Consider the following 20,213-nt stretch of genomic DNA (forward strand, 5'->3'; position numbering starts at 1 on the left):
CTGCGTCGCCATGGTGACCGCCTCGCACAACGATAACGGCTGGACCGGGGTGAAGATGGGCGTCGACCGCCCGCTCACCTTCGGGCCCGACGAGATGACGCGGTTGAGCGAAATCGTGCTTGGCGCGGCTTTCGATCTGCGCGGCGGCGGCTCGTACCATTTCGTCGAGAATTTCCCCGCGCGCTATATCGCCGATCTTACCAAACGGCCGAAGCTCAAGCGCAAGCTCAAAGTCATCTGCGCCTGCGGCAACGGCACCGCCGGCGCGTTCGCGCCGCAGGTGCTCGAAGCGGTCGGCTGCGAGGTGGTGCGCCTCGACTGCGAGCTCGATCATACCTTCCCGCGCTACAATCCGAACACCGAAGACATGAAGATGCTGCACGCCATGCGCGACGCCGTGCTGGAGCACAAGGCCGATGTCGGCCTGGGCTTCGACGGCGACGGCGACCGTTGCGGTGTGGTCGACAACGAAGGCGAGGAGATCTTCGCCGACAAGGTCGGCGTGATGCTGGCGCGTGACATATCGGCGTTGCAGAAGGGTGCGACCTTCGTCGCCGACGTGAAGTCGACCGGCCTGTTCATGACCGATCCGGTGCTGATCGCGAACGGCGCCAAGACCGACTACTGGAAGACCGGCCATTCTTACATGAAGCGCCGGGTCAACGAGATCGGCGCGGTGGCGGGCTTCGAGAAATCAGGACACTTCTTCTTCAACAAGCCGCTCGGCCGCGGCTACGATGACGGTTTGATCTTCGCGCTCTCGGTCTGCGACATGCTCGACCGCAATCCCGGAAAGAGCATGGCCGACCTGAAGAACGCGCTGCCCAAAACCTGGGGCTCCCCGACCATGTCGCCGCACTGCGCCGACGAGATCAAATACGGCATCGTTGACGAGGTGATCGCGCATTTTCAAAAGGCGGAGCAGAAGGGCGAGAAGGTTGCCGGCCAGCCGATCCGCGATCTCGTCACCGTCAACGGCGTGCGGGTGACGGTGGAAGACGGCACCTGGGGACTCGTGCGCGCCTCTTCCAACAAGCCGGAACTGGTCGTCGTGGTCGAGAGCCCGGTCTCCGAAGCCCGCATGCGCGACATGTTCAAGGCCGTCGATGCAGTGCTGCGCACCCATCCCGAAGTCGGCGAGTACAATCAGACCATCTAATTTCTCTGCGCCTGCCGTGGCCTGAATACGGTTTGCCGACCGCTGACAGACGAGATGGCTGCAGAAACAGTGGGCACTGTCTAATTTCGAGGCAGCGAGCCTTGATTTTGGACTATTGACGTGTTCGGCTGATTCAAATTGCACCGAAACATCTGGCCCGGGAAACGCTAGCGTTCCCGCCCTATGGCATAATTTTTGCGAGGTATGCTGCTCAGAATCTATGCGAGGGAGGATGCGCCATGGCCGACACCCGAACCATCGAAACGTTGACTCCGCGTTTTGAGGCGACCGCCACCAGCACACGCTGGGTGCAGCTTCTCCTGGGCTTTGTGGTCATGATGACCATCTCGAGCCCGCAATATGTCTGGACGCTTTTCGTCCCGTCCTTTCAGAAAACCACCGGCGCGATCCTGTCCGAAGTGCAATGGACGATCACCGCTCTTATCGTGCTGCAGACCTGGCTTTCACCGCTGCAAGGTTACCTGGTCGAGCGGTTGGGACCGAAGCTGTTGGTCGGACTTGGCGCGGTCATGAGCGGCCTCGGTTGGATCGCTTCGGCTTCGATCACCTCGACCATCGGCCTCTACGCCACTTACGGCCTGCTTTGCGGCGTCGGCACCGGCATCGTTTACATCGGCATCGTCGGCCTGATGGTGAAGTGGTTTCCGGATCGGCGCGGCTTCGCCACCGGCGTGGTCGCAGCGGGCTACGGCTTCGGCGCAATGCTGACGACGTTTCCGATCGATAACATGCTCAAGGCGTCCGGCTATCAGCATACGCTGATCGTGTTCGGTGTGATCTTCGCGGTAATCGGTTTCGCTGCCGCGCTTCTGATGCGTGCGCCACGCGCAGAGGATGACTTGCCCGCACCCGGCATCCTGGCGTCGACACGCGATTACGCTCCGCTCGAAATGCTGCAGACGCCGGTTTTCTGGCTGATGTTCGTGATGATGTCGATGATGTCCACCGGCGGGCTCATGGTCATCACCCAGTTCACCAGCTTTGCCAAAGCGTTCGGCATCGACGGCACCACCACGGTCGTGATCCTGGGCGCGACGCTCGCGGCAATCCCGGCGGCGCTGACCTTTGATCGCATCACCAATGGGCTGACGCGTCCGTTCTTCGGGTGGATGTCCGACCACATCGGCCGTGAGAATACGATGGGCATCGCGTTCATTCTGGAAGGCATCGCGATCTATCTGATGCTGCAATACCGCAGCGATCCCTATCTTCTCGTTGTGCTCTCCGGTCTTGTCTTCTTCGGCTGGGGCGAGATCTTTTCGCTGTTCCCCTCGACACTGACCGATACGTTCGGCGCCAAGCACGCCATCACCAATTACGGTTTCCTCTACATGGCGCAGGGGATCGGCTCGATCCTCGGGGCGCCGGTCGCCGCCATGATCTATGAAGCGACCGGGAGTTGGATGCCGGTCTTCGGTCTCGTCATCGGTATGGACCTCCTGACCGGACTGCTTGCCCTTTTCGTCCTCAAGCCGATGCGCCGGAAGCTGATGGGCTAGCCTGGCGGCGCCCGCAACCCCAGGAATTACTTTATGAATCTCGCGGTCGCCTGAGAAATTAAGGCTGCCGACCGAGATATTAACGGAACGTTGAACCTTTTCTGATCTTGCCGCGACTAATGGGAAATCGCTCGAAGGGGGCGTCCCATGCGTCATCGGTCCGGGTACATTATCGTTGCTGCCAGCGCGGCCGTGGCCATGCTTTATTGCATCGCCGGCCTCGAAGTTAGTCCCGCGACCGCCCGGGCGCCGAAGGTCGAGCCGGTCAACGTCAACATCAACCGCGTCCTCAAGGGCGACCGCCTGCCGGGCGCGGGGGCGGCCACCCGCGCCACGCCCGTGAAGATGCAGGCCCCCGTCACTTTGCCGGCCGGCTGCGAGGCGATTGTCAGCGTGATCACGCGCTCGCCGCTGGCGCAGGTCGCCGGGAACTGCGTCTCCTAGATTGAAGGGCTGATTATTGCCGTCATGGCCGGGCTTGTCCCGGCCATCTCGATTCATGGGACACTGTGTGCGTCCTTAAGCGTCATCGCCGGGACAAGCCCGGCGATGACGAGTAGATGCGGCACGCGCAGCTACGCATCAATCTGCGGCTTCCGCCATCGTCGTGCGGAACGGGTGTGCCGGATAGACGCCGAGGATTTTCATTTCCTTGGAATAGAACGCGAGCTCCTCGAACGCGAACACCACGTTGCGATCCTCGGGGTGGCCCTCGACGTCGGCGTAAAACTGCGTGGCGAGAAAATTACCCTCGATCATGTAGCTCTCAAGCTTGGTCATGTTGACGCCGTTGGTGGCGAAGCCGCCCAGCGCCTTGTAGAGCGCGGCGGGCATGTTGCGCACCCGGAAGACGAAGCTGGTCACGCAGGGGTCGGTGAAGGACGGCGGCGGCGGGTCCCTGTCGGCCGTCATCACCAGGAAGCGGGTGGTGTTGTTGTGCTCGTCCTCGATGTCCCGCAGCAGGATCTCCAGGCCGTAGATCTCCGCCGCCAGGGCCGGCGCGATGGCCGCGCGCGTAGGATCGGGCCGCTCGGCCAGCTGGCGCGCCGCGCCGGCGGTGTCGCCCGCCGCCTCCTCCGCCAGCTTCAGGCGCTTCAGCGTGCGGCGGCACTGGCCCAGCGCGATGGGCATCGAGGCCACGGTGCGTACGTCCTCCAGCTTCACGCCCGGATTGGCCATCAGCTGGAAGTGGATCGGCTTGAACCGCTCGCCCACGATCTTCAGACCCGAGGCCGGCATCAGGTGGTGCACGTCGGTGACCCGGCCCATGATCGAGTTCTCGATCGGGATCATGCCCAGCTGGCACTCGCCGGACTTCACCGCGTCGAACGCCTCCTCGAAGGCCGGATAGGGCCTGGGCTCGTAGTCGGGGAAGTGGTCGGTGCAGGCCTCGTGGCTGTTGGCCCCCAGCTCGCCCTGGAAAGCGATCCGTCGCGTGCTCATGGCCGCCCCTTCGCGAAGTCGCGGGCCTGGTCCAGGTCCGCCGGATTGTCCACGGAGATCGGCGCGTGCGCGACGACCGCCGCCCATATCGAAAGTCCCAGCTCCAGGGCGCGAAGCTGCTCCAGCTTCTCGCGCCGCTCCAGCGCCGAGGGGGGCGCGGCGTGGAACCGGGCCAGCGCCGCGCGCCGGTAGCCGTAGATCCCCACGTGGCGCCACACCGGCCCCTCGCCGTAGAGGGTCCCGCGGGTGAAGTAGAGCGCCCGGCCGGTCCGGCCGTCCGCCGCCATGGCCAGCACGGCCTTGACCACGTCCGGGTTCGCCCGATCGGCGAGCGAGGCTTCCGGCGCGACGACGGTGGCGATGTCGCAGGCCGGCTGGTCCGCCAGCAGGCGCACGCAGGCCCTCAGCGTTTCCGGCGCCACGAAGGGCATGTCGCCCTGCAGGTTGATCACCGCGTCGTGGCGGCCCGCCGCGTCCACCTCCGCCAGCGCCGCCAGGATGCGGTCGGAGCCGGAAGGCAGCCCGGGGTCGGTGAGCACGGCCCTTCCCCCCGCGGCGGCCACCGCATCGGCGATTTCTGCGTCGCCGGCGGCCACCACCACCGGGCCCATGTCGGCGGCCAGCGCCTGGCGCAGGACGCGAACGATCATCGGCGCGCCGGCGATGTCGGCCAGCGGCTTGCCCGGCAGGCGGGCGGCGGCCATGCGCGCGGGGATGAGGACGATGGGGGTCATGCTGACGGTTCGGAAACCCGGCGCGGACGAGGTTGGAAGCGAGCTCAAAGGCCGGCCAACTGGCCGGTTGCGCCAGCGCCGGTAGCGTGTAAGAGAGCCGGGCGCAATACGGGGCGGGGATTCCCGCCGGTCCGCCGGTCCGTCGTGACCGGCCGTACAGAGGGCCGATTAGGGGCATAATGAGCGACCTGACGTTCAACAAGATCGCCGGCGCCGTGCTGGCGACCGGGCTGGCCATCGTCGGCCTCCGCGAGCTGTCTTCGGGCGTGTTCGAGAGTGAAGGGCATGTGGAGAAGCCGGGCTACGCCATCGAAGTGGCGCAGGAAGAGTCCGGCGGCGCGGCCAAGCCGGAAGCCCCGATCGACTGGGGAACGGTGCTGCCCGCGGCCGACGTCAAGGCCGGCGAGGCGGTGTTCGCCAAGTGCAAGTCCTGCCACAACGCCGACAACGGCGGGCCCAACAGCACCGGCCCCAACCTCTGGGGCGTCGAGGGCCGCAAGCCGGGCAGCCATCCGGGCTTCGCCTACTCCACGGCCATGACCGACTTCGGCTCCAAGCAGCCGGTCTGGGACTTCGAGCACATCTCGGAGTTCATCAAGGAGCCGCAGAAGCACCTGCCCGGCACCAAGATGACCTTCGTGGGCCTGAAGAAGCCGGAAGACCGCATCAACGTCATCGCCTACCTGCACGGCCAGGGCGGCTCGATCCCGTTCCCGGCGCCGAACCCCGCCGCGGCGGCGGCTCCGGCGGCGACCGACGCCGGGGCTCCAGCCCCGGCCGGCAAGGGCGAACCTGCGGCCGCCGGCGCTACGGCGTCGACCGGCGCCCCGGCCCCCAAGGCCGCCGCGCCCGCGCACTGATCTCAATCCGGAGACGCCGAGTTCTATTTCGGCCGCCGCTCAGGAGCCGATCCGCCGATAGGCCGTCGGCTCGCCCGAGCCCGCGCCGGCGATGCGCGCCACGGCTTCGGCCAGCGGCTCGGCCGCCACGGCCATGTGGTGGGCGTTGGCATGGACGATCCGTTCGGCGTCCAGCATGATCGCCACGTGGCCGCGCCAGAACACCAGGTCGCCGCGCCGCAGCGCCGAGGGGTCCGCCGCCCGGCCCATCCGCATCTGCTGGTCGGTGTCGCGCGGGCCCGCGCGGCCGCAGGCCAAGAGCGCCTGCAGCACCAGGCCCGAGCAGTCGAGGCCGTGGCTTTCCCGCCCGCCCCAGAGGTAGGCCGCCCCCAGATGCCGCTCGGCGACCGTCACATAGTCGGTCTCGAACGTCCCCACGGGCGCCAGGTGTCCGGCCACGAACCAGCCGCCGTCCGCCCCCTGCACGAACCGCCCCTCGCGCGCCTGCCCGGCCACCAGGGCATTCAGCGAATAGGGGCCGGTCGCCGGCGACTTGATGTCCGGCCGGGCGAAGGCGTAGGTGCGGATCGCCGCCACCCGGTGGGTGGGCGTCGCCGCGCGACCGCCCAGGTCGGAAAGCGCCACATAGCCCACATAGCCATCGCGCCGCGCCTGACCCCAGGCGATCCCGCCCCGGCGGTCCAGCACGTCGAAGGCCTCGCCGTAGAGCGCCTGGTCCACCTGCTCGGCGGCCGGGTCCGGGCGGCTGCGGATGGCGGCGGCGGGGACCGCCACGGCCAGGCGCTCGGGGTCCATGTAGCGCCGGGCCCTCGCCAGCCCTTCCAGCGCCCGGCTGGCCAGGCCGTCCTTCAGGGGCGTGATCCGCGGATCGCCGCTCATGCGAAACGCTCCCGGATCATCCGGTAGAGGCCGCGGATCGCCTGGGTCTCGGCGCCGACCGGCGAGCCCGGCCGGGCTCGCGGGTTCCAGGCGAAGATGTCGAAGTGCGCCCAGGGTCCGGCCGGCGCGAACTTCTGCAGGAACAGCGCCGCGGTGACCGAGCCTGCCTGGGCCCAGCCGTCGGCGTCGTTCTTGAGGTCGGCCACGTCGCTGTCCAGCGCCTCGGCGTAGGGCCGCCAGAGCGGCATGCGCCAGAGCGGGTCGGCCGTGGCCGCCGCCGCCGCCTCGATGGCGGCGGCCAGGCCGTCGTCCTCGGTGTAGAACGGCGGCAGCTGCGGCCCCAGCGCCGCGCGCGCCGCGCCGGTCAGCGTCGCCAGGTCGAGGGTCAGCGCCGGCTCCAGCTCGCCCGCCCGGGTAAGCGCGTCGGCCAGGATCAGCCGGCCCTCGGCGTCGGTGTTGCCCACCTCGACGGTCAGCCCCTTGCGCGTCGCCAGCACGTCGCCCGGGCGCATGGCGTCGCCGGAGATGGCGTTTTCCACCGTGGGGACCAGCACCGCCAGCCGCACCGGCAGGCCGGCGGCCATGACCATCCGCGCCAGCGCCAGCGCGTGGGCCGCGCCGCCCATGTCCTTCTTCATCAGGCGCATGCCGGCCGACGGCTTGATGTCCAGGCCGCCGGTGTCGAACACCACGCCCTTGCCGACCAGCGCCACCAGCGGCCGGCCTGCCTCGCCCCAGCTCATCTCGATGATCCGCGGGGCCCGGTGGGGCGCGGCCGCCCGGCCCACGGCGTGGATCGCGGGGTAGTTCGCCTCCAGCAGCCCCTCGCCCGCGATAACCGTCAGGCGCGCGCCGTACAGCTCGGCGATCTCACGGGCGATGGTCTCCACCTGCAGCGGGCCCATGTCGTTGGCCGGGGTGTTGATCATGTCGCGGGCCAGCGCGCAGGCGTGGGCCTGCTGGCGCACCTCGGCCACGTCCACGTCGCGGGCCGCCAGCCGGGGCCGCGGCCCGCCCGCCTTGCGGTAGCGGTCGAACCGGTAGCTGCCGAGCGCGAAGGCCAGGGCGATCTGGTCGGCGGGAATGTGCGCCGGCGCGCTTGCGATGCGGTAATCGCCGGCCGGCAGCCTGGCCGGCAGGGCGCGGAAGCTCATGGCGTCGGCCCGCTCCGGCGCGCCCAGGCCGAACAGCACCCGCTCGATCCCGCCCTCGGTGTTGGGCACCGCCAGGGCCTGGCCGGCCTTGCCCTTGAACTCCGCGGTGGCGGCGAACGCCTTCACGAACGCCTGCCGGCCCTCCAGGAACGCGTCGGCCTCCGCCTCGAGGAGCGCGTGCACCGGGATGGCGCCCTTGGCGGCCTTCAGGATCACGTCGGTCATCGGGGGAGCCTGGAAATTATGCTTAACGCTTCCTTCAAGCCGCCGGCGGATGCTCGCGCCTGGTCATCCGGAGCCTCGACGTCATGTGTCGCAAGTCGGCCCTCGCCGCAACCGCCCTCGCGCTATGCCTGGTTCCACTCGCCGCCCAGGCCAGGGACAAGCACAAGGACGCCCCCCCGGCGACGGCGCCGGCCGACCCCGCGGCGCCCAGGCCCCGCATGAAGGCGGACCCCGCCGCACGCGTCATGGCGCGCCGCAGCCCGCCGCTGGCCGCCGCCGCCTTCTGGGCGCGCGAGGCCGACATCGATCCCGCCGACTCGGAGGCGGCGGTCGGCCTTTCCCAGGCCCTGCGCGCCATGGGCAATTTCGACGACGCCGGCGCCGCGGTCGGCAAGCTGCTGACCGTCAAGCCCGACGACTTCGACGGCCTCCTGGAACTCGCCCGCATACAGATCGCGCGCAACCAGGGCTTCTACGCCATCGAGCCCGCCCGCCGCGCCGAGGCGCTCGCGCCCCGCGACTGGCGCCCCGTCACCCTGCTGGCGGTGGCCTACGAGCAGGCCCAGCGCGACGACGAGGCGCTGGCCGCCCACCGCCAGGCCCGGGCGCTCGCCCCCGACAATCCTACCGTGCTCAGCAACTACGCCATGTTCTGCGCCGCCCACGGCGACGCGGCCCAGGCCGAGAGCCTGCTGCGGACCGCCGTGACGCGGCCGGACGCCACCATCCAGGTGCGGCAGAACCTGGCCCTGGTGCTGGGCCTGCAGGGCCGCCTGGCCGAGGCCGAGAAGATCGCCCGCCAGGACCTGCCGCCGGAGCTGGTGGCCAACAACATGGCCTACCTGCGCGCCGCCAACGGCGCCGCCCTCCCCGCCGGCCCGTCCCGCAACTGGGACGCCCTGCGCGCGACGCCGTAGGGGGACACGTACGCAGGCGTACATGTCCCCGCCCGTCACACCGGCTTGTGGGCCATCATGTCGGTGGCGCGCAGGATCGCCGGGCCCAGGATCACCACGAACAGCACCGGCAGGAAGAATATGATCATCGGCACGGTGAGCTTGGCCGGCAGCTGGGCGGCCTTCTTCTCCGCCTCGGCCAGGCGCATGTCGCGGTTTTCCTTGGCCATCACCCGCAGGGCCGAGCCCACGGGCGTGCCGTAGCGCTCGGCCTGGATCATGGCGGTCATCACCGACTTGATGCCGGCGTGGTTGGTCCGCCTGGCCAGGCCTTCGTAGGCCTGCCGGCGCTCGGGCAGGTAGGACAGCTCGGCGGTGAGCAGCGTCAGCTCCTCGGCCAGCTCGATGGAGGCGCCGCCGATCTCCTGGCTCACCTTCTGGATGGCGGCCTCCACCGACATGCCGCTCTCCACGCAGATCAGCAACAGATCGAGCGCGTCGGGAAAGGCGCCGACGATGGAGTCGCGGCGCTTCTGGGCCACGTTGGAGATGTAGACGTTGGGCGCGTAGTACCCCAGCGTCATCCCGGCCACGACGGCGGCGATCTTGGTCATCACCACCAGGCCGAAGCCGTTGATCAGGAACAGGTAGAAGGCCGTCGTCGCCGCAAACGCAAACGGCAGGACGAAGCGGAAGAAGTAGAAGGTCGACACCGGCTTGGGTCCGCGGTAGCCGGCCTGGGCCAGCTTCTCCGCCACCTTCGGGTCCTCCAGCAACCGCGAGAGCTGCAGGCGGTCCACCACCTTCTTGTAGAGGCCTTCGTCGGAGTGCCGCAGGCTGGAGGCGCCGACGCTCTTGCTGGCCAGGGCTTCGCGCGACTTGCGCCGCAGCTCCTCGCGCCGCGTCGTCACGGACTTCAGCCGCGATTCCAGGCTGGAGGAGACAAGGTAGGGCTTCGCCAGCGTCACGATGGTGGCGAAGGCCACGATCGCCGTGACGGCGCCCACGATGTTCTGAGGGTTGGTGAGCGTCGCCACGAGGCCCATGAGCGGCGCTCCTCAGATCCGGAAGTTGATCATGCGGCGCATGACGAAGATGCCCGTCGCCATCCACAGGGCGCCGCCGAACAGCATGATGTTGCCCCGCGGGTCGGTGAACAGCGGCACCATGTAGGCGGGACTGGTCATGCTGATCAGCACCACCACCCCCGGCGGCAGGGAGCCGATGATGCAGGCCGAGGCCACCGCCTCGCCGGCCATGGCCTTGATCTTCTCGCGCATCATCTTGCGCGCGCGGATCACGATGGAGAGGTTGCCGAGCGCTTCGGCCAGGTTGCCGCCGCTGCGCGCCTGGATCGCCAGCACGATGGCGAAGAACCGCACCTCGGCTGTGGGCATGCTCTCGTGCATCCGCTCCAGCGCCTGGTCGATGGACAAGCCCATGCCCAGGTTCTCCACCAGCCGGCGGAACTCGCCGGCCAGGGGCTCGGAGGTCTCCTTGGCGATCACGCGCAGGCAGTCGTGCACCGGCAGGCCCGAACGGATGCCGCGCACGATGATGTCCATGGCGTCGGGAAAGGCTGCGGTGAACGCCTTCATCCGCCGCTTGGCGAGGAAGCTCACCACCCAGCGCGGCAGGCCGAGGCCCGCGCTGGCGCTGAGCAGCAGCGCCGCCCACCAGGGCTGGCGCAGGATGATCACCGTCAGGGCGACGACCAGGCTGAGGATGCCGGCGGCGATCCAGAAGCCCCGGACGCTGTCGCCCAGGCCGGCCTGCTGCAGCCGCGAATGCAGGGTTAGCCGGGCTCGCTTCTGCTGCTTCTCCTGCTCGCGCAGGGTCTTGAGAATCTGGCGGCGGCGCTGATCGGGCGCGGCCTGGGCCCGCCGCCCGCGGTTGATCTCCGCAGCGTCGCCGCGGCTCACCAACGCCTGCGCCCGCTTCATCGCCTTGGCGCTGGCGGTCTCGCCCCCGGCCACGGCCCAGCCGAAGCCGGCGACGGCCACGAAGCCCAGCACGGCGACCAGCAGGGTGATGAGGGCGGGGGACATCTATTCGGCCGCGTCGAGGGCTTCGGCCAGCTCGCGCTCCAGGCCGTAGTAGCGGGCGCGGTCCCAGAACCTGGGCCGTGCGATGCCGGTGGAGCGGTGCTTGCCCACCACCCGGCCCTCGGCGTCCTCGCCGGTGATCTCGTAGACGAACAGGTCCTGGGTGATGATCACCTCGCCTTCCAGGCCCACCACCTCGGTGATGTGGGTGATCCGGCGCGAGCCGTCGCGCAGGCGGGCGGCCTGGATGATCACGTCGATGGAGCCCACGATCATCTCGCGGATGGTCTTCGAAGGCAGGCCGAAGCCGCCCATGGTGATCATCGATTCCAGGCGGCTGATGGCTTCGCGCGGGCTGTTGGCGTGCAGCGTGCCCATCGAGCCGTCGTGGCCGGTGTTCATGGCCTGAAGCAGGTCGAAGGCCTCGGGTCCGCGCACTTCGCCGACGATAATCCGCTCGGGGCGCATCCGCAGGCAGTTCTTCACCAGGTCGCGCATGGCGATCATGCCCTGGCCTTCCAGGTTCGGCGGCCGGGTCTCCAGGCGCACCACGTGCGGCTGTTGCAGTTGCAGCTCGGCGGCGTCCTCGCAGGTCACCACCCGTTCGGTCGGGTCGATGAAGGCGGTGAGGGTGTTCAGCAGGGTGGTCTTGCCGGAGCCCGTGCCGCCGGAGATCAAGGTGTTGCACCGGCAGGCGCCGATCACCCCCAGCACCCGGGCCCCTTCCGGACTGATGGAGTTGTACTCCACCAGGTTCTTCATGGTCAGCTTGTCCCTCTTGAACTTCCGGATGGTGAGCGTCGGCCCGTCCAGCGCCAGCGGCGGGGCGATGACGTTCACGCGGGAGCCGTCCGGCAGGCGCGCGTCGCAGATGGGCGAGCTCTCGTCCACCCGGCGGCCCACCTGGCTGACGATCCGCTGGCAGATGTTCATCAGCTGCAGGTTGTCGCGGAAGCGGACGTTGGTGAGCTGCACCTTGCCGCCCACCTCGATGAACACCCGGGTGGCGCCGTTGACCATGATGTCGGCGATGTCGTCGCGGGCCAGCAGCGGCTCCAGCGGCCCGTAGCCCAGGACGTCGTTGATGATGTCCTGGACCAGGTGGGTCTGTTCGGCCACCGACATGGAGACGTTCTTGATCGCCACCAGCTCGGCGACGATGTCGCGGATCTCCTCGGAGGCCGCCTTGGTGTCGAGCTGCGCCAGCTGCGACAGGTCGATGGTGTTCAGGAGCGCGTTGAAGATGGTGGTCTTCGTGGCGTGGTAGAAGTCCGACTGCTCGCGGACCACCTGCTCCATGGGCGTCGGGCCCTGGGCGGCCTGCAGCTGCTCGAAGGCGAAGGTCGACTTGGGCGCGCCCGCCGGCTTGGGCTTCTCGGCCACGGGCGCCGGCGGCTCGACCCGCTGCGGCCGCGTGGCGATCGCCGGCCCGGCGGCCGCGGGCGGGGGCGGACCGCCCTTCGCCGGCTGGCCGGAGGCGTCTCCTGGGCGCTTGCCGAACATCGCGTCCTATTTCCGCTTGAACAGGCTGGCCAGGAACGAGGTCGGCGCGGCGGCCGGCGGGTCCCGGCGGGTGATCTGCTGGGCCAGCATGTCCAGCGCCTCCGCCGACTTCGACTTGGGCGCCAGCTCGGCCAGCATCTGGCCGTTGTTGGCCGCCTGGCCGAACAGCTTGGCGTCGAAGGCCAGCACCGCCGACGGGGTGACGCCCAGGGCCTGGCCGAAGTCCTTGGCCGGGATCTCCGGCCGGCCGGGCACGCCCACCTGGTTCAGCACCAGCCGCGGCGGGGCGTCGTTGGGCCGCGCGCGGCGGACCAGGTCGATCATGTTCTTGGCGTTGCGCAGCGAGGCCAGGTCCGGCGTGGCCACGATCACCAGGTCGTCGGAACTGGTCAGGATCTTGCGCTTCCAGGCGGTCCAGACGTGCGGCAGGTCGAGGATCACGAAGGGCGCCGAGGCCCGGATCTTCTGGGTGACCTCGTCGAAGGCCTCCGGCGTGATGTCGTAGTCGGTGTCCAGCGTGGCCGGCGCCGCGAACAGCGACAGCCGTTCGGTGCAACGGGCCATCATCCGGTCCATCAGCACCGGGTCCAGCCGGTCCGGCTGGGTCAGGGCGTCATGCACCCCCTGCAGCGGGTCCTGGTTGAAGTCGAGGCCGGCGGTGCCGAACGGCAGGTCCAGGTCGACCAACACCGCGCCGGTGTGCAGCCGCTCGCTGATCGAATGGGCAACGTTGTGGGCGATGGTCGAGGCGCCCGCGCCGCCCTTGGCGCCGCAGAACGCCACCTGGCGGCCGACGAAGGGCGCGCTGGGGTCGGCGTAGAGGTTGCTCACCGAGCGCACCAGCTGCAGGGCGTCGAACGGCGGCACCAGGTATTCGCTCACTCCCCGCCGCATCAGCTCGCGGTAGAGGGCGATGTCGTTGGCCGCGCCCACCACCATCACCTTGGTTCCGGGGTCGCAGACTTCGGCCAGGGCGTCGAGCCCGGCCAGCAGCTCGGCCGGAGCCTCGGCGCTCTCGACGATCACCAGCGAGGGCGTCGCCTGGTTCTGGTAGGTCTCCACCGCCGCCGCCAGGCCGCCCGGGCGGATGTTGCTGGACGCCTTCTCCATGCGCCGGTCGCTCGTCGCCCGCTCGACCACCTCGGCGATCTCCGGCGTGGTGAAGAAGGCGTGGATCGTGATCCGCGGCACCATCGCGTCGCCCAGGGCGTGCTCGGCGCTGGAGATCAGCTCGTGGACCGGGTTGGCGCGGACCAGCTCGGAACCCGTCGCCTCGCCCAGCGACAGGTCGTCGTCCGGCGTCTGCAAGGCCTCGGGGTCGGGAATGTCGTGGAACGGGTCGTCGATGGACGAAGCCGCGGCGGCCTCGCGCCACGTCTCGTCCGCCGGCGGGACGAAGTCGTCGTCCGCCTCGAACTTGAGGTCGAAGGGATCCTGGGGTGTGGTTTGCGGCTTCATGGCTTGGCGCTCGCCTAGTTCACGGCCCGGGAGATCGCGCCGTCGGCCTTGTCGTCCTTGGCCGACGAGGTGACCTCGCCCTTGCGGTACTTGTCCAACACCTCCTGGCGCCGCGTCGCGTCCTGCGGCGCCATCGCCCGCGGGCCCAGCAGGTCGGCGGGGTCGGCCATCTGCGCGGCCATGTTGGCGGTGACCGCGCAGCCGAAGTTGGGTTGCACGTCGTTCTTCCAGGAGCGGGCGATGTTGGTCCAGGTCTTGCCGCACTCCGGAATCTCGGCGTGATAGCGCAGGTAGCCCACACGCAGCGGCGGGGGGCCGTCGGCCGAGCCCGCGGGGTCGTAGCCCACGATCTCGATCTTGTCGGCCGGCACGCCCCTGGAGATGAGGAAGCCGCGCGTGGCCTCGCTCATCCGGTAGGCCGCGCCCGGATCGACGCCGGCGGCGGGCGCCTGGATGCCGATCACGCCGCCCTCGTCGCCGCGCCAGTCGTCGGCCAACTTGGAAAGCGCCCCGCCCTGGCGCGGCGACAGGCCCTGGGCGTGCACCGCCAGCAGCACCTCCTCGGGCCTGGAGGTCACCTTGGCCTCGAAGCGCTGGGTGGGCGTGAGGGCCTGGTCGTCGGCGCCGGGGACCTTGGTGGCGCAGGCGCCGAGCGTCGCGGCGAGGCCGGCCGCGACGAGGCTGCGGAACAGGATACGGGTCATGGGCGCGCTCACTCGATCACGTAGCCGTAGGGGCCCTGGTAGGTCGGTCCGCCGTCGGCCGGCTTGGCCTTGGTCTTGTAGGCGTGGTTCAGGCGGCCCAGCAGGAGGGTCTCCGGGTCGTTGGCGACCCTGAAGCCGTCGACCGGGGTCTGCAGGGCCTTGGGATTGACCGGCTGCACGATGTAGGGGGTGACGATCACCACCAGCTCGGTCTCGCCCTCCAGGTAGTCGCGGCTGCGGAACAGGGCGCCCAGCACCGGGAGCGTCGTCATCCCCGGCAGGGAGTCGATGTTCTGGCGGGTCTGTTCGCGCAGCAGGCCCGCGATCATCATCGCGCCGCCGGAGGGCAGCTCGACGGTGGTCTCCGCCCGCCGCACCACCAGAGCGGGAACCGTCAGGCCGGAGGTCCCCGCCCCGTTGCTGATGGTGAACGCGCCCTGCGGCGACAGCTCCGACACTTCCGTGGAAATCCTCAGCGAGATCCGGCCGCCGGACATCACCACCGGGGTGAACCCCAGGCCCACGCCGAACGGCTTGAACTCGATCGATACGCGGCCGGTGTTGTCCTGGCCCGTGGGCACGGGGAACTCGCCGCCCGCCAGGAACTTCGCCGATTCCCCGGACACCGCCGTCAGGTTCGGCTCGGCCAGGGTGCGCACCAGGCCCACGCGCTCGAAGGCCTTCAGCATCTGGTTGGACTGGTTGAGCCCCGGGTCGCCGCCGAGGCCGCTCTTGACCGCCGCGGTGTCCCAGTTGGCGGCCTGCGTGGCGTCGCGCACGACATGGTCGCACATCATGCTCTGGTTCGGCGCGGGAAATCCGCACGGGGCCTGCAGGGTCGGCTGCTTGGTGGTGTCCAGAATTTGGCCGCCCGTCAGGCCGCCGAGCAGCGAGCCGTTCACCCCGAAGGTGGCGCTCTTGCCGATCATGTACTGGGTCTCGCCGATCTGGCCGAGGACGGAATTGGAGTCGAAGCCGAGCTGCTTGACCACGCTGCGCTGCATCTCGACGATGCGCACCTTCAGCATCACCTGGTCCTTGCCGGCGATGCTCATCATGTTGAGCACCTGCTCGGGCTTGGCGACGCTGGCGCGGGCCACCTGCACGGCCCGGTCGGCGTCGGCGACGCTCGGCACCTGGCCGGAGAGGATCATGCTGTCGTTCATGGCGTCGACGCGGACGTGGGCGCCCGGGATCACCCGGTTGATGGTCTGGGCCAGCGCCGAGACGTCCTGGTCCACCCGGATGTCCAGCGACAGTATCCGCCGGCCGGCGGCGTCGAAGAACACCGCGTCGGTCTGGCCGGATTTGACGCCCATGACGTAGATCCGCCGCGGCGTGCGCAGCACGGCGTCGGCCACCTGCGGATTGGTCACCAGCACGTCGCGGGCGTCGACGGGCAACTCGACGATCGCCGACTTGCCCTTGGGCAGGGCCAGCGCCTGCGAGGCGCCGCCGCCGGTCAGGTCCACCCGCACCACCGAGGCGGCCGACATGCTCTCCGAGGCGATGGCGGACCCTTGAATTTGGGCGGCGGCCTGGGCCAGGGCCTGGGCTCCGAAGGCCAGGACGGCGGCGGCCAGGGCCGCGGGGAGAGCGATCTTGCGGATCATCGGACCGCCACCTCGGTTGAAGTTCCAGCCCGCACGATCTGAACCGTCTGCGTGTTTCCGCCGGCGGGGCCCCCACGGCCCGAAGGCCCGCCGATGTCGGCATAGGAGCGCAGCGCCAGGATCATCTCGCCCGAGGCCTTGCCGCGAGCCAGCACCTCGGCGTCGGCGGCCGCAACCTCCAGGGTGGCCACCGCGCCCACCACCGTCCTGGCGTCCTTGGTGGGCTCGGTCGCCTGGTCGATGGCCAGGACGCGCAGGTTGCGCATCAGGGTCTCGGTGGTGAAGCCTTTGCCGCCTTCGGTCTGGTGGGACTGCAGCACGTCCACCCGGTCGCCCGGCAGGATGAAGCCCCCGGCGCCGGTCTCGGCCGTCACCGGGATGGCGATCGCGCGCATGCCCGGCTGCAGCACCACGGCCATGTAGCCCGTCTGCCCGGAACGCACGACCTTGCGGGCGGTGATCGGCTCGTTGGCCAGCAGCGCCTCCTTGACCAGGGCGCCTTCGAAAGCCTGGATCGGCCCGTCGCCCATGACGATCTCCTCAGCCGCCTTGCCGGCCTTCTTGGCCACCTTCTCAGGCCCCTTGAGCTCCGGGGCCGGCGCCCGGCCGTCGGTGATGAAGGTCGCGTTCAGCGCCTCCACCGGCCAGGGCTGCCAGGTCAGGTCGGCGGCGGTGACCTGGTGGCCGATGGCCAGGTCGGTCTTGGCCACCAGCACCTGGGCCATCGGCTTCGCGGGCGAGGCGGCGGCGACGGGGGGCGGCGGCGCGGTCTTCGGCGACAGCATGCCCTGCACCAGAAAGGCCAGCGCGACAGCAGCGACGCCGGCGACCACGATGATTGCTATTCGGACGGCGCCCATGGACCTAACGCGGCTCCCGCTCGGCGGGTGATGTGGCGGCGCCCCGGGGTTTTCTCCGGCGCGCACGATTCGGGTGTCCGACCTTCTGCGGCGTGGCGAGAGTTGCCGCAGGCATAGTTAACGCCCGCTGAAGGCGGCTTCAGAAACCTGGGAAACGGCGCGCATCAGGTCGCCGCCCGGGAAGGCGGCCAGCGCGCCCACCGCGATGGCCACCCCGTAGGGCACGTTCTCACCCGGCGCCGTCAGGCGGCCGAACCAGGCCGGTCCGTTCATGATGTAGGGGCGCACCCAGGCCGAGCGCAGGGCCAGGAGGCCCAGCGCCAGGCCTCCGCCCGCCAGGCCCGTGAAGGCCGCAAAGCTGGCGCAGGCCGGCCAGCCGAGCCACAGGGCCGCCGCCGCGAACAGCTTGGCGTCCCCCCCGCCGATCCACCCGGCGGCGAACATGCCCATGCCGAGCACGAGGCCCGCGGCCCCCAGCCCGGCGTGCATGCCGAGTTCGGCGGGGCCCAGGCCCGCCGCTAGGGCGGCCGGCGCGAAGCCGGCGATCAGCGCCAGCGATATCCAGTTGGGAATGATGAAGCTGGTGAGGTCGCGAAGAGCGCCCACGGTGACCAGGACCGGGAAGATCAGCAGCAGCGCGATCTGCAGGGCGTGGAGCATGCGAAGCCTCTAGGCACGAGGACCGCAGGATGGCGCGAAGCGGTGAACAGAGGGTTGTCGCCCACGCGCGGTCCCGCAAAAGAAAGGGGCCGCGGCGTGACGCCGCGGCCCCCGAAGTCCAAGCCGAAGCCGAAAGGCTTACGGCATGTTGTTACCGACCTTGTTGAAGGTGTTGCCGATCTTCGGGCCCAGGCTGGTCAGCGCGGTGACCAGAGCCAGGGCGATGAGCGCGGCGATCAGGCCATATTCGATGGCCGTGGCGCCGGACTCGTCCTTAGCGAAACGCGAGATGAACTTGCTCATGATGTTGGTCCTTTCAGTCTACTCTAAAATCCAAGATGGCCGCGACGATTGACGCCGGCGCGGTAGTCGTCACGGCATGTTGTTGCCGATCTTATTGAACGTGTTGCCAATCTTGCCTCCGAGCAATTGCAGAGCGCTCAGCAGCACCACGGCAATGAGGGCCGCTATCAAGCCGTACTCGATGGCCGTAGCGCCGGACTCGTCCCTGACAAACCGCGTCATGAACTTCGTCATTGCTCGGTCTCCTTGAACAAGCTGACCGCACCGAAGCGACGGCCCGCCGGGGTGTTTCCCCAAACTAGGCTGTCAGAATGCGGGGCCTCGCTTAATGGCCAGTAAACCCGGTGGTATTTCTCAAACTATTTATATGGTTTACTTCGATTTACTATTATTGTTCGTTAACCACGCTGCGGAAGCGAGCCATTTTGAGGGTTTTGACATAATGATTCTCACGCGCGATGATTCCTCACGCGCGCGTAAGGCGGCTGCGTTCAACCTTTCTTGACCATTGGGCTGCAACCTCGCCCCGAACAACGGAGCCCTTCCATGCGCGGAACCGTCTTTTTCGCCGCCGCCGCCGCCCTCCTCGCCGCGCAACCGGCGCTCGCCGAGACGCTCACGGTGCGGCTGGATCAGAACACCGCCGTGCGCCTTTCCGCCCCGGCCCGCGACGTGGTGATCGGCAATCCCAACATCGCCGACGTCAACCTGCTGGACGCCCGCCACCTGGTGGTGCTGGGCAAGGCCTACGGGGTCACCAACCTGCTGGTGATGGACGCGGCCGGCCGCACCATCCTCGACCGGCAGGTGGTGGTGGGCTCTCCGGACGCCTCGATGTCCTACTATCGCGGCGGCGAAGCCCGCGCCTACGCCTGCACCGAGCGCTGCGAACGGGTGGGCGGCTCGGGCGAATCCTCGGCGGCCGCCTCGGGCGAGGCGGCGGCGCCTGCGCCCACACCTTAAAGCTAGGTTAGGACTGCGCAGCTAAGGTCTTCAGCCGAGACTCGAGGAGACCGTCATGGCGCGTCCGCGGCCGCGACCCGCCTTCATCCGCCGCTTCGTCCGCGCCCGGCGCGGGGCCGTGGCGGTGGAGTTCGCCTTCGTCGCCTTCCCGTTCCTGCTGCTGCTGTTCGGCATCGTCGAGCTGGCGGTGGTGTTCATCGCCTCGACCACCCTGGAGGGGGCCACGGAATCGGCGGCGCGCAAGATCCGCACGGGGGAATTCCAGACCGGCGCCGCCGTCGGCAAGACCGACTTCCGCGACCTGGTCTGTGCGCGCATGAGCTGGCTGCAGACCGACTGCGCCACGACGCTGATCGTCGACGTCAAGACCTTCGCCATCGACGACTTCGCCGGCCTGTCGGCGAACAGCCCGCAGAACACCGCGACCTTCGACCCCAACAAGACCTGCTTCTCGCCCGGCGGGCCGGCGGACATCGTGCTGGTGCGCACCTATTTTCCGTGGAGGCTCTTCACGCCCCTGCTGAACGGCGCCCTGCAGAACATGGGCTCGGGCAGCGGCAAGCGGTTGATCTCGGCCGTGGCGACGTTCCGCAACGAACCCTACAACAACGACCCGTCCGTCGGCGCCGGGTGCTGACCATGCGCCCGACCCCTGGAAACCCGATGCTCCGCCTGTTTCGCGACCAGCGCGGCGTCTCGGCGGTGGAGTTCGCCCTGATCGCCCCGATCATGATCATGCTCTACGTGGGCCTGGCCCAGCTCACGCTCGGCATGATGGCCGAACGGCGATCGAGCCACGCCGCCTCGTCGATCGGCGACCTTGTGGCCCAGCAGCAGGCGTCGATCAAGACCGCCGACATCAGCCAGGTCCTCAACCTGGGTACGGCGACGGTGCAGCCGTTTCCCACCACCAACCTGTCGATGCGCGTGTCGAGCGTCGTCGCCAACCCAGCCGGCACGGCGCAGGTGACCTGGAGCCAGGTCCAGGGCGGCGGCCTCCCCAAGCTGGCCCAGAACTCGACCCCCGCCGGCTTCCCGGCCAACCTGCTGGCGGCCGGCGAGTCGGTGATCCAGTCGGACGTGCGCTACGACTACGACCTGCCGATCGGCGCCGGCCTGCTCAACCTGCTGCACCTGCACATCCCCACGACCATGCACTTCAGCGAGACCTTCTACCTGCGCCCGCGCCGCGCCGCGGCCATCGCCTGCTCGGACTGCCCGCCGTAGGTGCGGC

22 protein-coding genes are annotated in these 20,213 nt (G+C 69.1%); 8 read left to right on the plus strand and 14 right to left on the minus strand.

Translation table 11 applies throughout. The features are described 5' to 3' along the window. From VGL30_RS11605 to VGL30_RS11615, 3 genes are all read left to right on the plus strand, one after another. On the plus strand, positions 1 to 1,159 hold a 1,159-nt coding region (locus tag VGL30_RS11605), incomplete at its 5' end, for a phosphomannomutase/phosphoglucomutase (protein WP_331540083.1). A gap of 239 nt (positions 1,160 to 1,398) precedes the next feature. Further along, positions 1,399 to 2,679, plus strand: coding sequence for an oxalate/formate MFS antiporter (oxlT, locus tag VGL30_RS11610; RefSeq protein ID WP_331540085.1), 1,281 nt, complete (start codon positions 1,399 to 1,401; stop codon positions 2,677 to 2,679). A 192-nt stretch (positions 2,680 to 2,871) separates the two neighbouring features. Continuing rightward, the gene (locus VGL30_RS11615) at positions 2,872 to 3,123 is read left to right on the plus strand and encodes a hypothetical protein (protein ID WP_331540087.1); all 252 of its coding nucleotides are present in this window, start codon (positions 2,872 to 2,874) and stop codon (positions 3,121 to 3,123) included. 138 nt (positions 3,124 to 3,261) lie between these two features. Here the strand turns inward: VGL30_RS11615 and VGL30_RS11620 are convergent, their stop codons facing one another. After that, positions 3,262 to 4,122, minus strand: a complete 861-nt coding sequence (locus VGL30_RS11620) for a prephenate dehydratase (protein ID WP_331540089.1) — start codon at positions 4,120 to 4,122, stop codon at positions 3,262 to 3,264. Then, positions 4,119 to 4,856 carry a 3-deoxy-manno-octulosonate cytidylyltransferase gene (locus VGL30_RS11625; RefSeq protein WP_331540091.1) on the minus strand — a complete coding sequence of 246 codons (738 nt, stop codon included), beginning with the start codon at positions 4,854 to 4,856 and terminating at the stop codon, positions 4,119 to 4,121. Before VGL30_RS11625 ends, VGL30_RS11620 begins: the two co-directional genes overlap by 4 nt. Before the next feature lie 179 nt (positions 4,857 to 5,035). Between VGL30_RS11625 and VGL30_RS11630 the strand changes: the two genes are divergently transcribed. Continuing rightward, complete coding sequence (locus VGL30_RS11630) at positions 5,036 to 5,716, plus strand: cytochrome c family protein (RefSeq protein ID WP_331540093.1); 681 nt, start codon at positions 5,036 to 5,038, stop codon at positions 5,714 to 5,716. Positions 5,717 to 5,755: 39 nt separating this feature from the next. On the opposite strand, the gene VGL30_RS11635 is transcribed toward VGL30_RS11630, so the two are convergent. Next, positions 5,756 to 6,595, minus strand: a complete 840-nt coding sequence (locus VGL30_RS11635) for a C40 family peptidase (RefSeq protein WP_331540095.1) — start codon at positions 6,593 to 6,595, stop codon at positions 5,756 to 5,758. Beyond that, positions 6,592 to 7,974, minus strand: a complete 1,383-nt coding sequence (locus tag VGL30_RS11640) for a leucyl aminopeptidase family protein (protein WP_331540097.1) — start codon at positions 7,972 to 7,974, stop codon at positions 6,592 to 6,594. The genes VGL30_RS11635 and VGL30_RS11640 overlap by 4 nt, the downstream gene beginning before the upstream one ends. An 83-nt stretch (positions 7,975 to 8,057) precedes the next feature. Here VGL30_RS11640 and VGL30_RS11645 point away from each other — a divergent pair, with 83 nt between their 5' ends. Next, positions 8,058 to 8,891 (plus strand): pilus assembly protein TadD, encoded by an 834-nt coding sequence (locus VGL30_RS11645; protein WP_331540099.1) that lies wholly within the window; start codon positions 8,058 to 8,060, stop codon positions 8,889 to 8,891. 35 nt (positions 8,892 to 8,926) lie between these two features. Here VGL30_RS11645 and VGL30_RS11650 read toward each other — a convergent pair whose 3' ends face one another. The 10 genes from VGL30_RS11650 to VGL30_RS11695 all read right to left on the minus strand — a co-directional run bounded on the left by VGL30_RS11650 (position 8,927) and on the right by VGL30_RS11695 (position 18,250). Continuing rightward, positions 8,927 to 9,916, minus strand: a complete 990-nt coding sequence (locus tag VGL30_RS11650; RefSeq protein ID WP_331540101.1) for a type II secretion system F family protein — start codon at positions 9,914 to 9,916, stop codon at positions 8,927 to 8,929. Positions 9,917 to 9,928: 12 nt separating this feature from the next. Continuing rightward, positions 9,929 to 10,918 (minus strand): type II secretion system F family protein, encoded by a 990-nt coding sequence (locus tag VGL30_RS11655; RefSeq protein WP_331540102.1) that lies wholly within the window; start codon positions 10,916 to 10,918, stop codon positions 9,929 to 9,931. Next, on the minus strand, positions 10,919 to 12,418 hold the full coding sequence (locus VGL30_RS11660) for a CpaF family protein (RefSeq protein ID WP_331540104.1): 1,500 nt from the start codon (positions 12,416 to 12,418) through the stop codon (positions 10,919 to 10,921). A 6-nt stretch (positions 12,419 to 12,424) separates the two neighbouring features. Continuing rightward, positions 12,425 to 13,876, minus strand: a complete 1,452-nt coding sequence (locus VGL30_RS11665; RefSeq protein ID WP_331540106.1) for a CpaE family protein — start codon at positions 13,874 to 13,876, stop codon at positions 12,425 to 12,427. Between the two features lie 14 nt (positions 13,877 to 13,890). Beyond that, on the minus strand, positions 13,891 to 14,580 hold the full coding sequence (locus VGL30_RS11670; protein WP_331540108.1) for a CpaD family pilus assembly protein: 690 nt from the start codon (positions 14,578 to 14,580) through the stop codon (positions 13,891 to 13,893). An 8-nt stretch (positions 14,581 to 14,588) separates the two neighbouring features. Continuing rightward, positions 14,589 to 16,193, minus strand: a complete 1,605-nt coding sequence (locus tag VGL30_RS11675; protein ID WP_331540110.1) for a type II and III secretion system protein family protein — start codon at positions 16,191 to 16,193, stop codon at positions 14,589 to 14,591. Next, positions 16,190 to 17,053 carry a Flp pilus assembly protein CpaB gene (cpaB, locus tag VGL30_RS11680; protein ID WP_331540112.1) on the minus strand — a complete coding sequence of 288 codons (864 nt, stop codon included), beginning with the start codon at positions 17,051 to 17,053 and terminating at the stop codon, positions 16,190 to 16,192. The genes VGL30_RS11675 and cpaB overlap by 4 nt, the downstream gene beginning before the upstream one ends. 117 nt (positions 17,054 to 17,170) lie before the next feature. Beyond that, positions 17,171 to 17,713, minus strand: coding sequence for an A24 family peptidase (locus tag VGL30_RS11685; RefSeq protein ID WP_331540114.1), 543 nt, complete (start codon positions 17,711 to 17,713; stop codon positions 17,171 to 17,173). A gap of 138 nt (positions 17,714 to 17,851) precedes the next feature. Beyond that, positions 17,852 to 18,016: a Flp family type IVb pilin gene (locus tag VGL30_RS11690; RefSeq protein WP_331540116.1), complete on the minus strand. Its 165-nt coding sequence runs from the start codon at positions 18,014 to 18,016 to the stop codon at positions 17,852 to 17,854. Positions 18,017 to 18,085: 69 nt separating this feature from the next. Further along, complete coding sequence (locus tag VGL30_RS11695; protein ID WP_331540118.1) at positions 18,086 to 18,250, minus strand: Flp family type IVb pilin; 165 nt, start codon at positions 18,248 to 18,250, stop codon at positions 18,086 to 18,088. 312 nt (positions 18,251 to 18,562) lie between these two features. On the opposite strand from VGL30_RS11695, the gene VGL30_RS11700 reads away from it, so the two are divergent. Genes VGL30_RS11700 through VGL30_RS11710 form a run of 3 tightly spaced genes read left to right on the plus strand, consistent with a single transcriptional unit; the run spans position 18,563 to position 20,206 of the window. Next, positions 18,563 to 18,979 (plus strand): pilus assembly protein N-terminal domain-containing protein, encoded by a 417-nt coding sequence (locus tag VGL30_RS11700; protein WP_331540120.1) that lies wholly within the window; start codon positions 18,563 to 18,565, stop codon positions 18,977 to 18,979. Positions 18,980 to 19,034: 55 nt separating this feature from the next. After that, the gene (locus VGL30_RS11705) at positions 19,035 to 19,616 is read left to right on the plus strand and encodes a TadE/TadG family type IV pilus assembly protein (RefSeq protein ID WP_331540122.1); all 582 of its coding nucleotides are present in this window, start codon (positions 19,035 to 19,037) and stop codon (positions 19,614 to 19,616) included. Positions 19,617 to 19,642: 26 nt separating this feature from the next. Beyond that, positions 19,643 to 20,206: a TadE/TadG family type IV pilus assembly protein gene (locus VGL30_RS11710; RefSeq protein WP_331540124.1), complete on the plus strand. Its 564-nt coding sequence runs from the start codon at positions 19,643 to 19,645 to the stop codon at positions 20,204 to 20,206. The last annotated feature ends 7 nt before the right edge of the window (positions 20,207 to 20,213 follow it).

Origin of the sequence: Phenylobacterium sp., assembly GCF_036502675.1 — a bacterium.
In the GTDB taxonomy this organism is placed as follows: domain Bacteria; phylum Pseudomonadota; class Alphaproteobacteria; order Caulobacterales; family Caulobacteraceae; genus Phenylobacterium.

Excerpts from the sequence above, each read along its gene's own strand:
- VGL30_RS11690 (WP_331540116.1), bottom strand. The coding sequence starts at position 18,016 with ATGAGCAAGTTCATCTCGCGTTTCGCTAAGGACGAGTCCGGCGCCACG.
- VGL30_RS11620 (WP_331540089.1), bottom strand. The coding sequence starts at position 4,122 with ATGAGCACGCGACGGATCGCTTTCCAGGGCGAGCTGGGGGCCAACAGC.
- VGL30_RS11705 (WP_331540122.1), top strand. The coding sequence starts at position 19,035 with ATGGCGCGTCCGCGGCCGCGACCCGCCTTCATCCGCCGCTTCGTCCGC.
- VGL30_RS11700 (WP_331540120.1), top strand. The coding sequence starts at position 18,563 with ATGCGCGGAACCGTCTTTTTCGCCGCCGCCGCCGCCCTCCTCGCCGCG.
- VGL30_RS11655 (WP_331540102.1), bottom strand. The coding sequence starts at position 10,918 with ATGTCCCCCGCCCTCATCACCCTGCTGGTCGCCGTGCTGGGCTTCGTG.
- VGL30_RS11650 (WP_331540101.1), bottom strand. The coding sequence starts at position 9,916 with ATGGGCCTCGTGGCGACGCTCACCAACCCTCAGAACATCGTGGGCGCC.
- VGL30_RS11670 (WP_331540108.1), bottom strand. The coding sequence starts at position 14,580 with ATGACCCGTATCCTGTTCCGCAGCCTCGTCGCGGCCGGCCTCGCCGCG.
- VGL30_RS11685 (WP_331540114.1), bottom strand. The coding sequence starts at position 17,713 with ATGCTCCACGCCCTGCAGATCGCGCTGCTGCTGATCTTCCCGGTCCTG.
- VGL30_RS11675 (WP_331540110.1), bottom strand. The coding sequence starts at position 16,193 with ATGATCCGCAAGATCGCTCTCCCCGCGGCCCTGGCCGCCGCCGTCCTG.
- VGL30_RS11665 (WP_331540106.1), bottom strand. The coding sequence starts at position 13,876 with ATGAAGCCGCAAACCACACCCCAGGATCCCTTCGACCTCAAGTTCGAG.
- VGL30_RS11710 (WP_331540124.1), top strand. The coding sequence starts at position 19,643 with ATGCTCCGCCTGTTTCGCGACCAGCGCGGCGTCTCGGCGGTGGAGTTC.
- VGL30_RS11660 (WP_331540104.1), bottom strand. The coding sequence starts at position 12,418 with ATGTTCGGCAAGCGCCCAGGAGACGCCTCCGGCCAGCCGGCGAAGGGC.
- VGL30_RS11640 (WP_331540097.1), bottom strand. The coding sequence starts at position 7,974 with ATGACCGACGTGATCCTGAAGGCCGCCAAGGGCGCCATCCCGGTGCAC.
- VGL30_RS11625 (WP_331540091.1), bottom strand. The coding sequence starts at position 4,856 with ATGACCCCCATCGTCCTCATCCCCGCGCGCATGGCCGCCGCCCGCCTG.
- oxlT (WP_331540085.1), top strand. The coding sequence starts at position 1,399 with ATGGCCGACACCCGAACCATCGAAACGTTGACTCCGCGTTTTGAGGCG.
- VGL30_RS11645 (WP_331540099.1), top strand. The coding sequence starts at position 8,058 with ATGTGTCGCAAGTCGGCCCTCGCCGCAACCGCCCTCGCGCTATGCCTG.
- cpaB (WP_331540112.1), bottom strand. The coding sequence starts at position 17,053 with ATGGGCGCCGTCCGAATAGCAATCATCGTGGTCGCCGGCGTCGCTGCT.
- VGL30_RS11630 (WP_331540093.1), top strand. The coding sequence starts at position 5,036 with ATGAGCGACCTGACGTTCAACAAGATCGCCGGCGCCGTGCTGGCGACC.
- VGL30_RS11695 (WP_331540118.1), bottom strand. The coding sequence starts at position 18,250 with ATGACGAAGTTCATGACGCGGTTTGTCAGGGACGAGTCCGGCGCTACG.
- VGL30_RS11635 (WP_331540095.1), bottom strand. The coding sequence starts at position 6,595 with ATGAGCGGCGATCCGCGGATCACGCCCCTGAAGGACGGCCTGGCCAGC.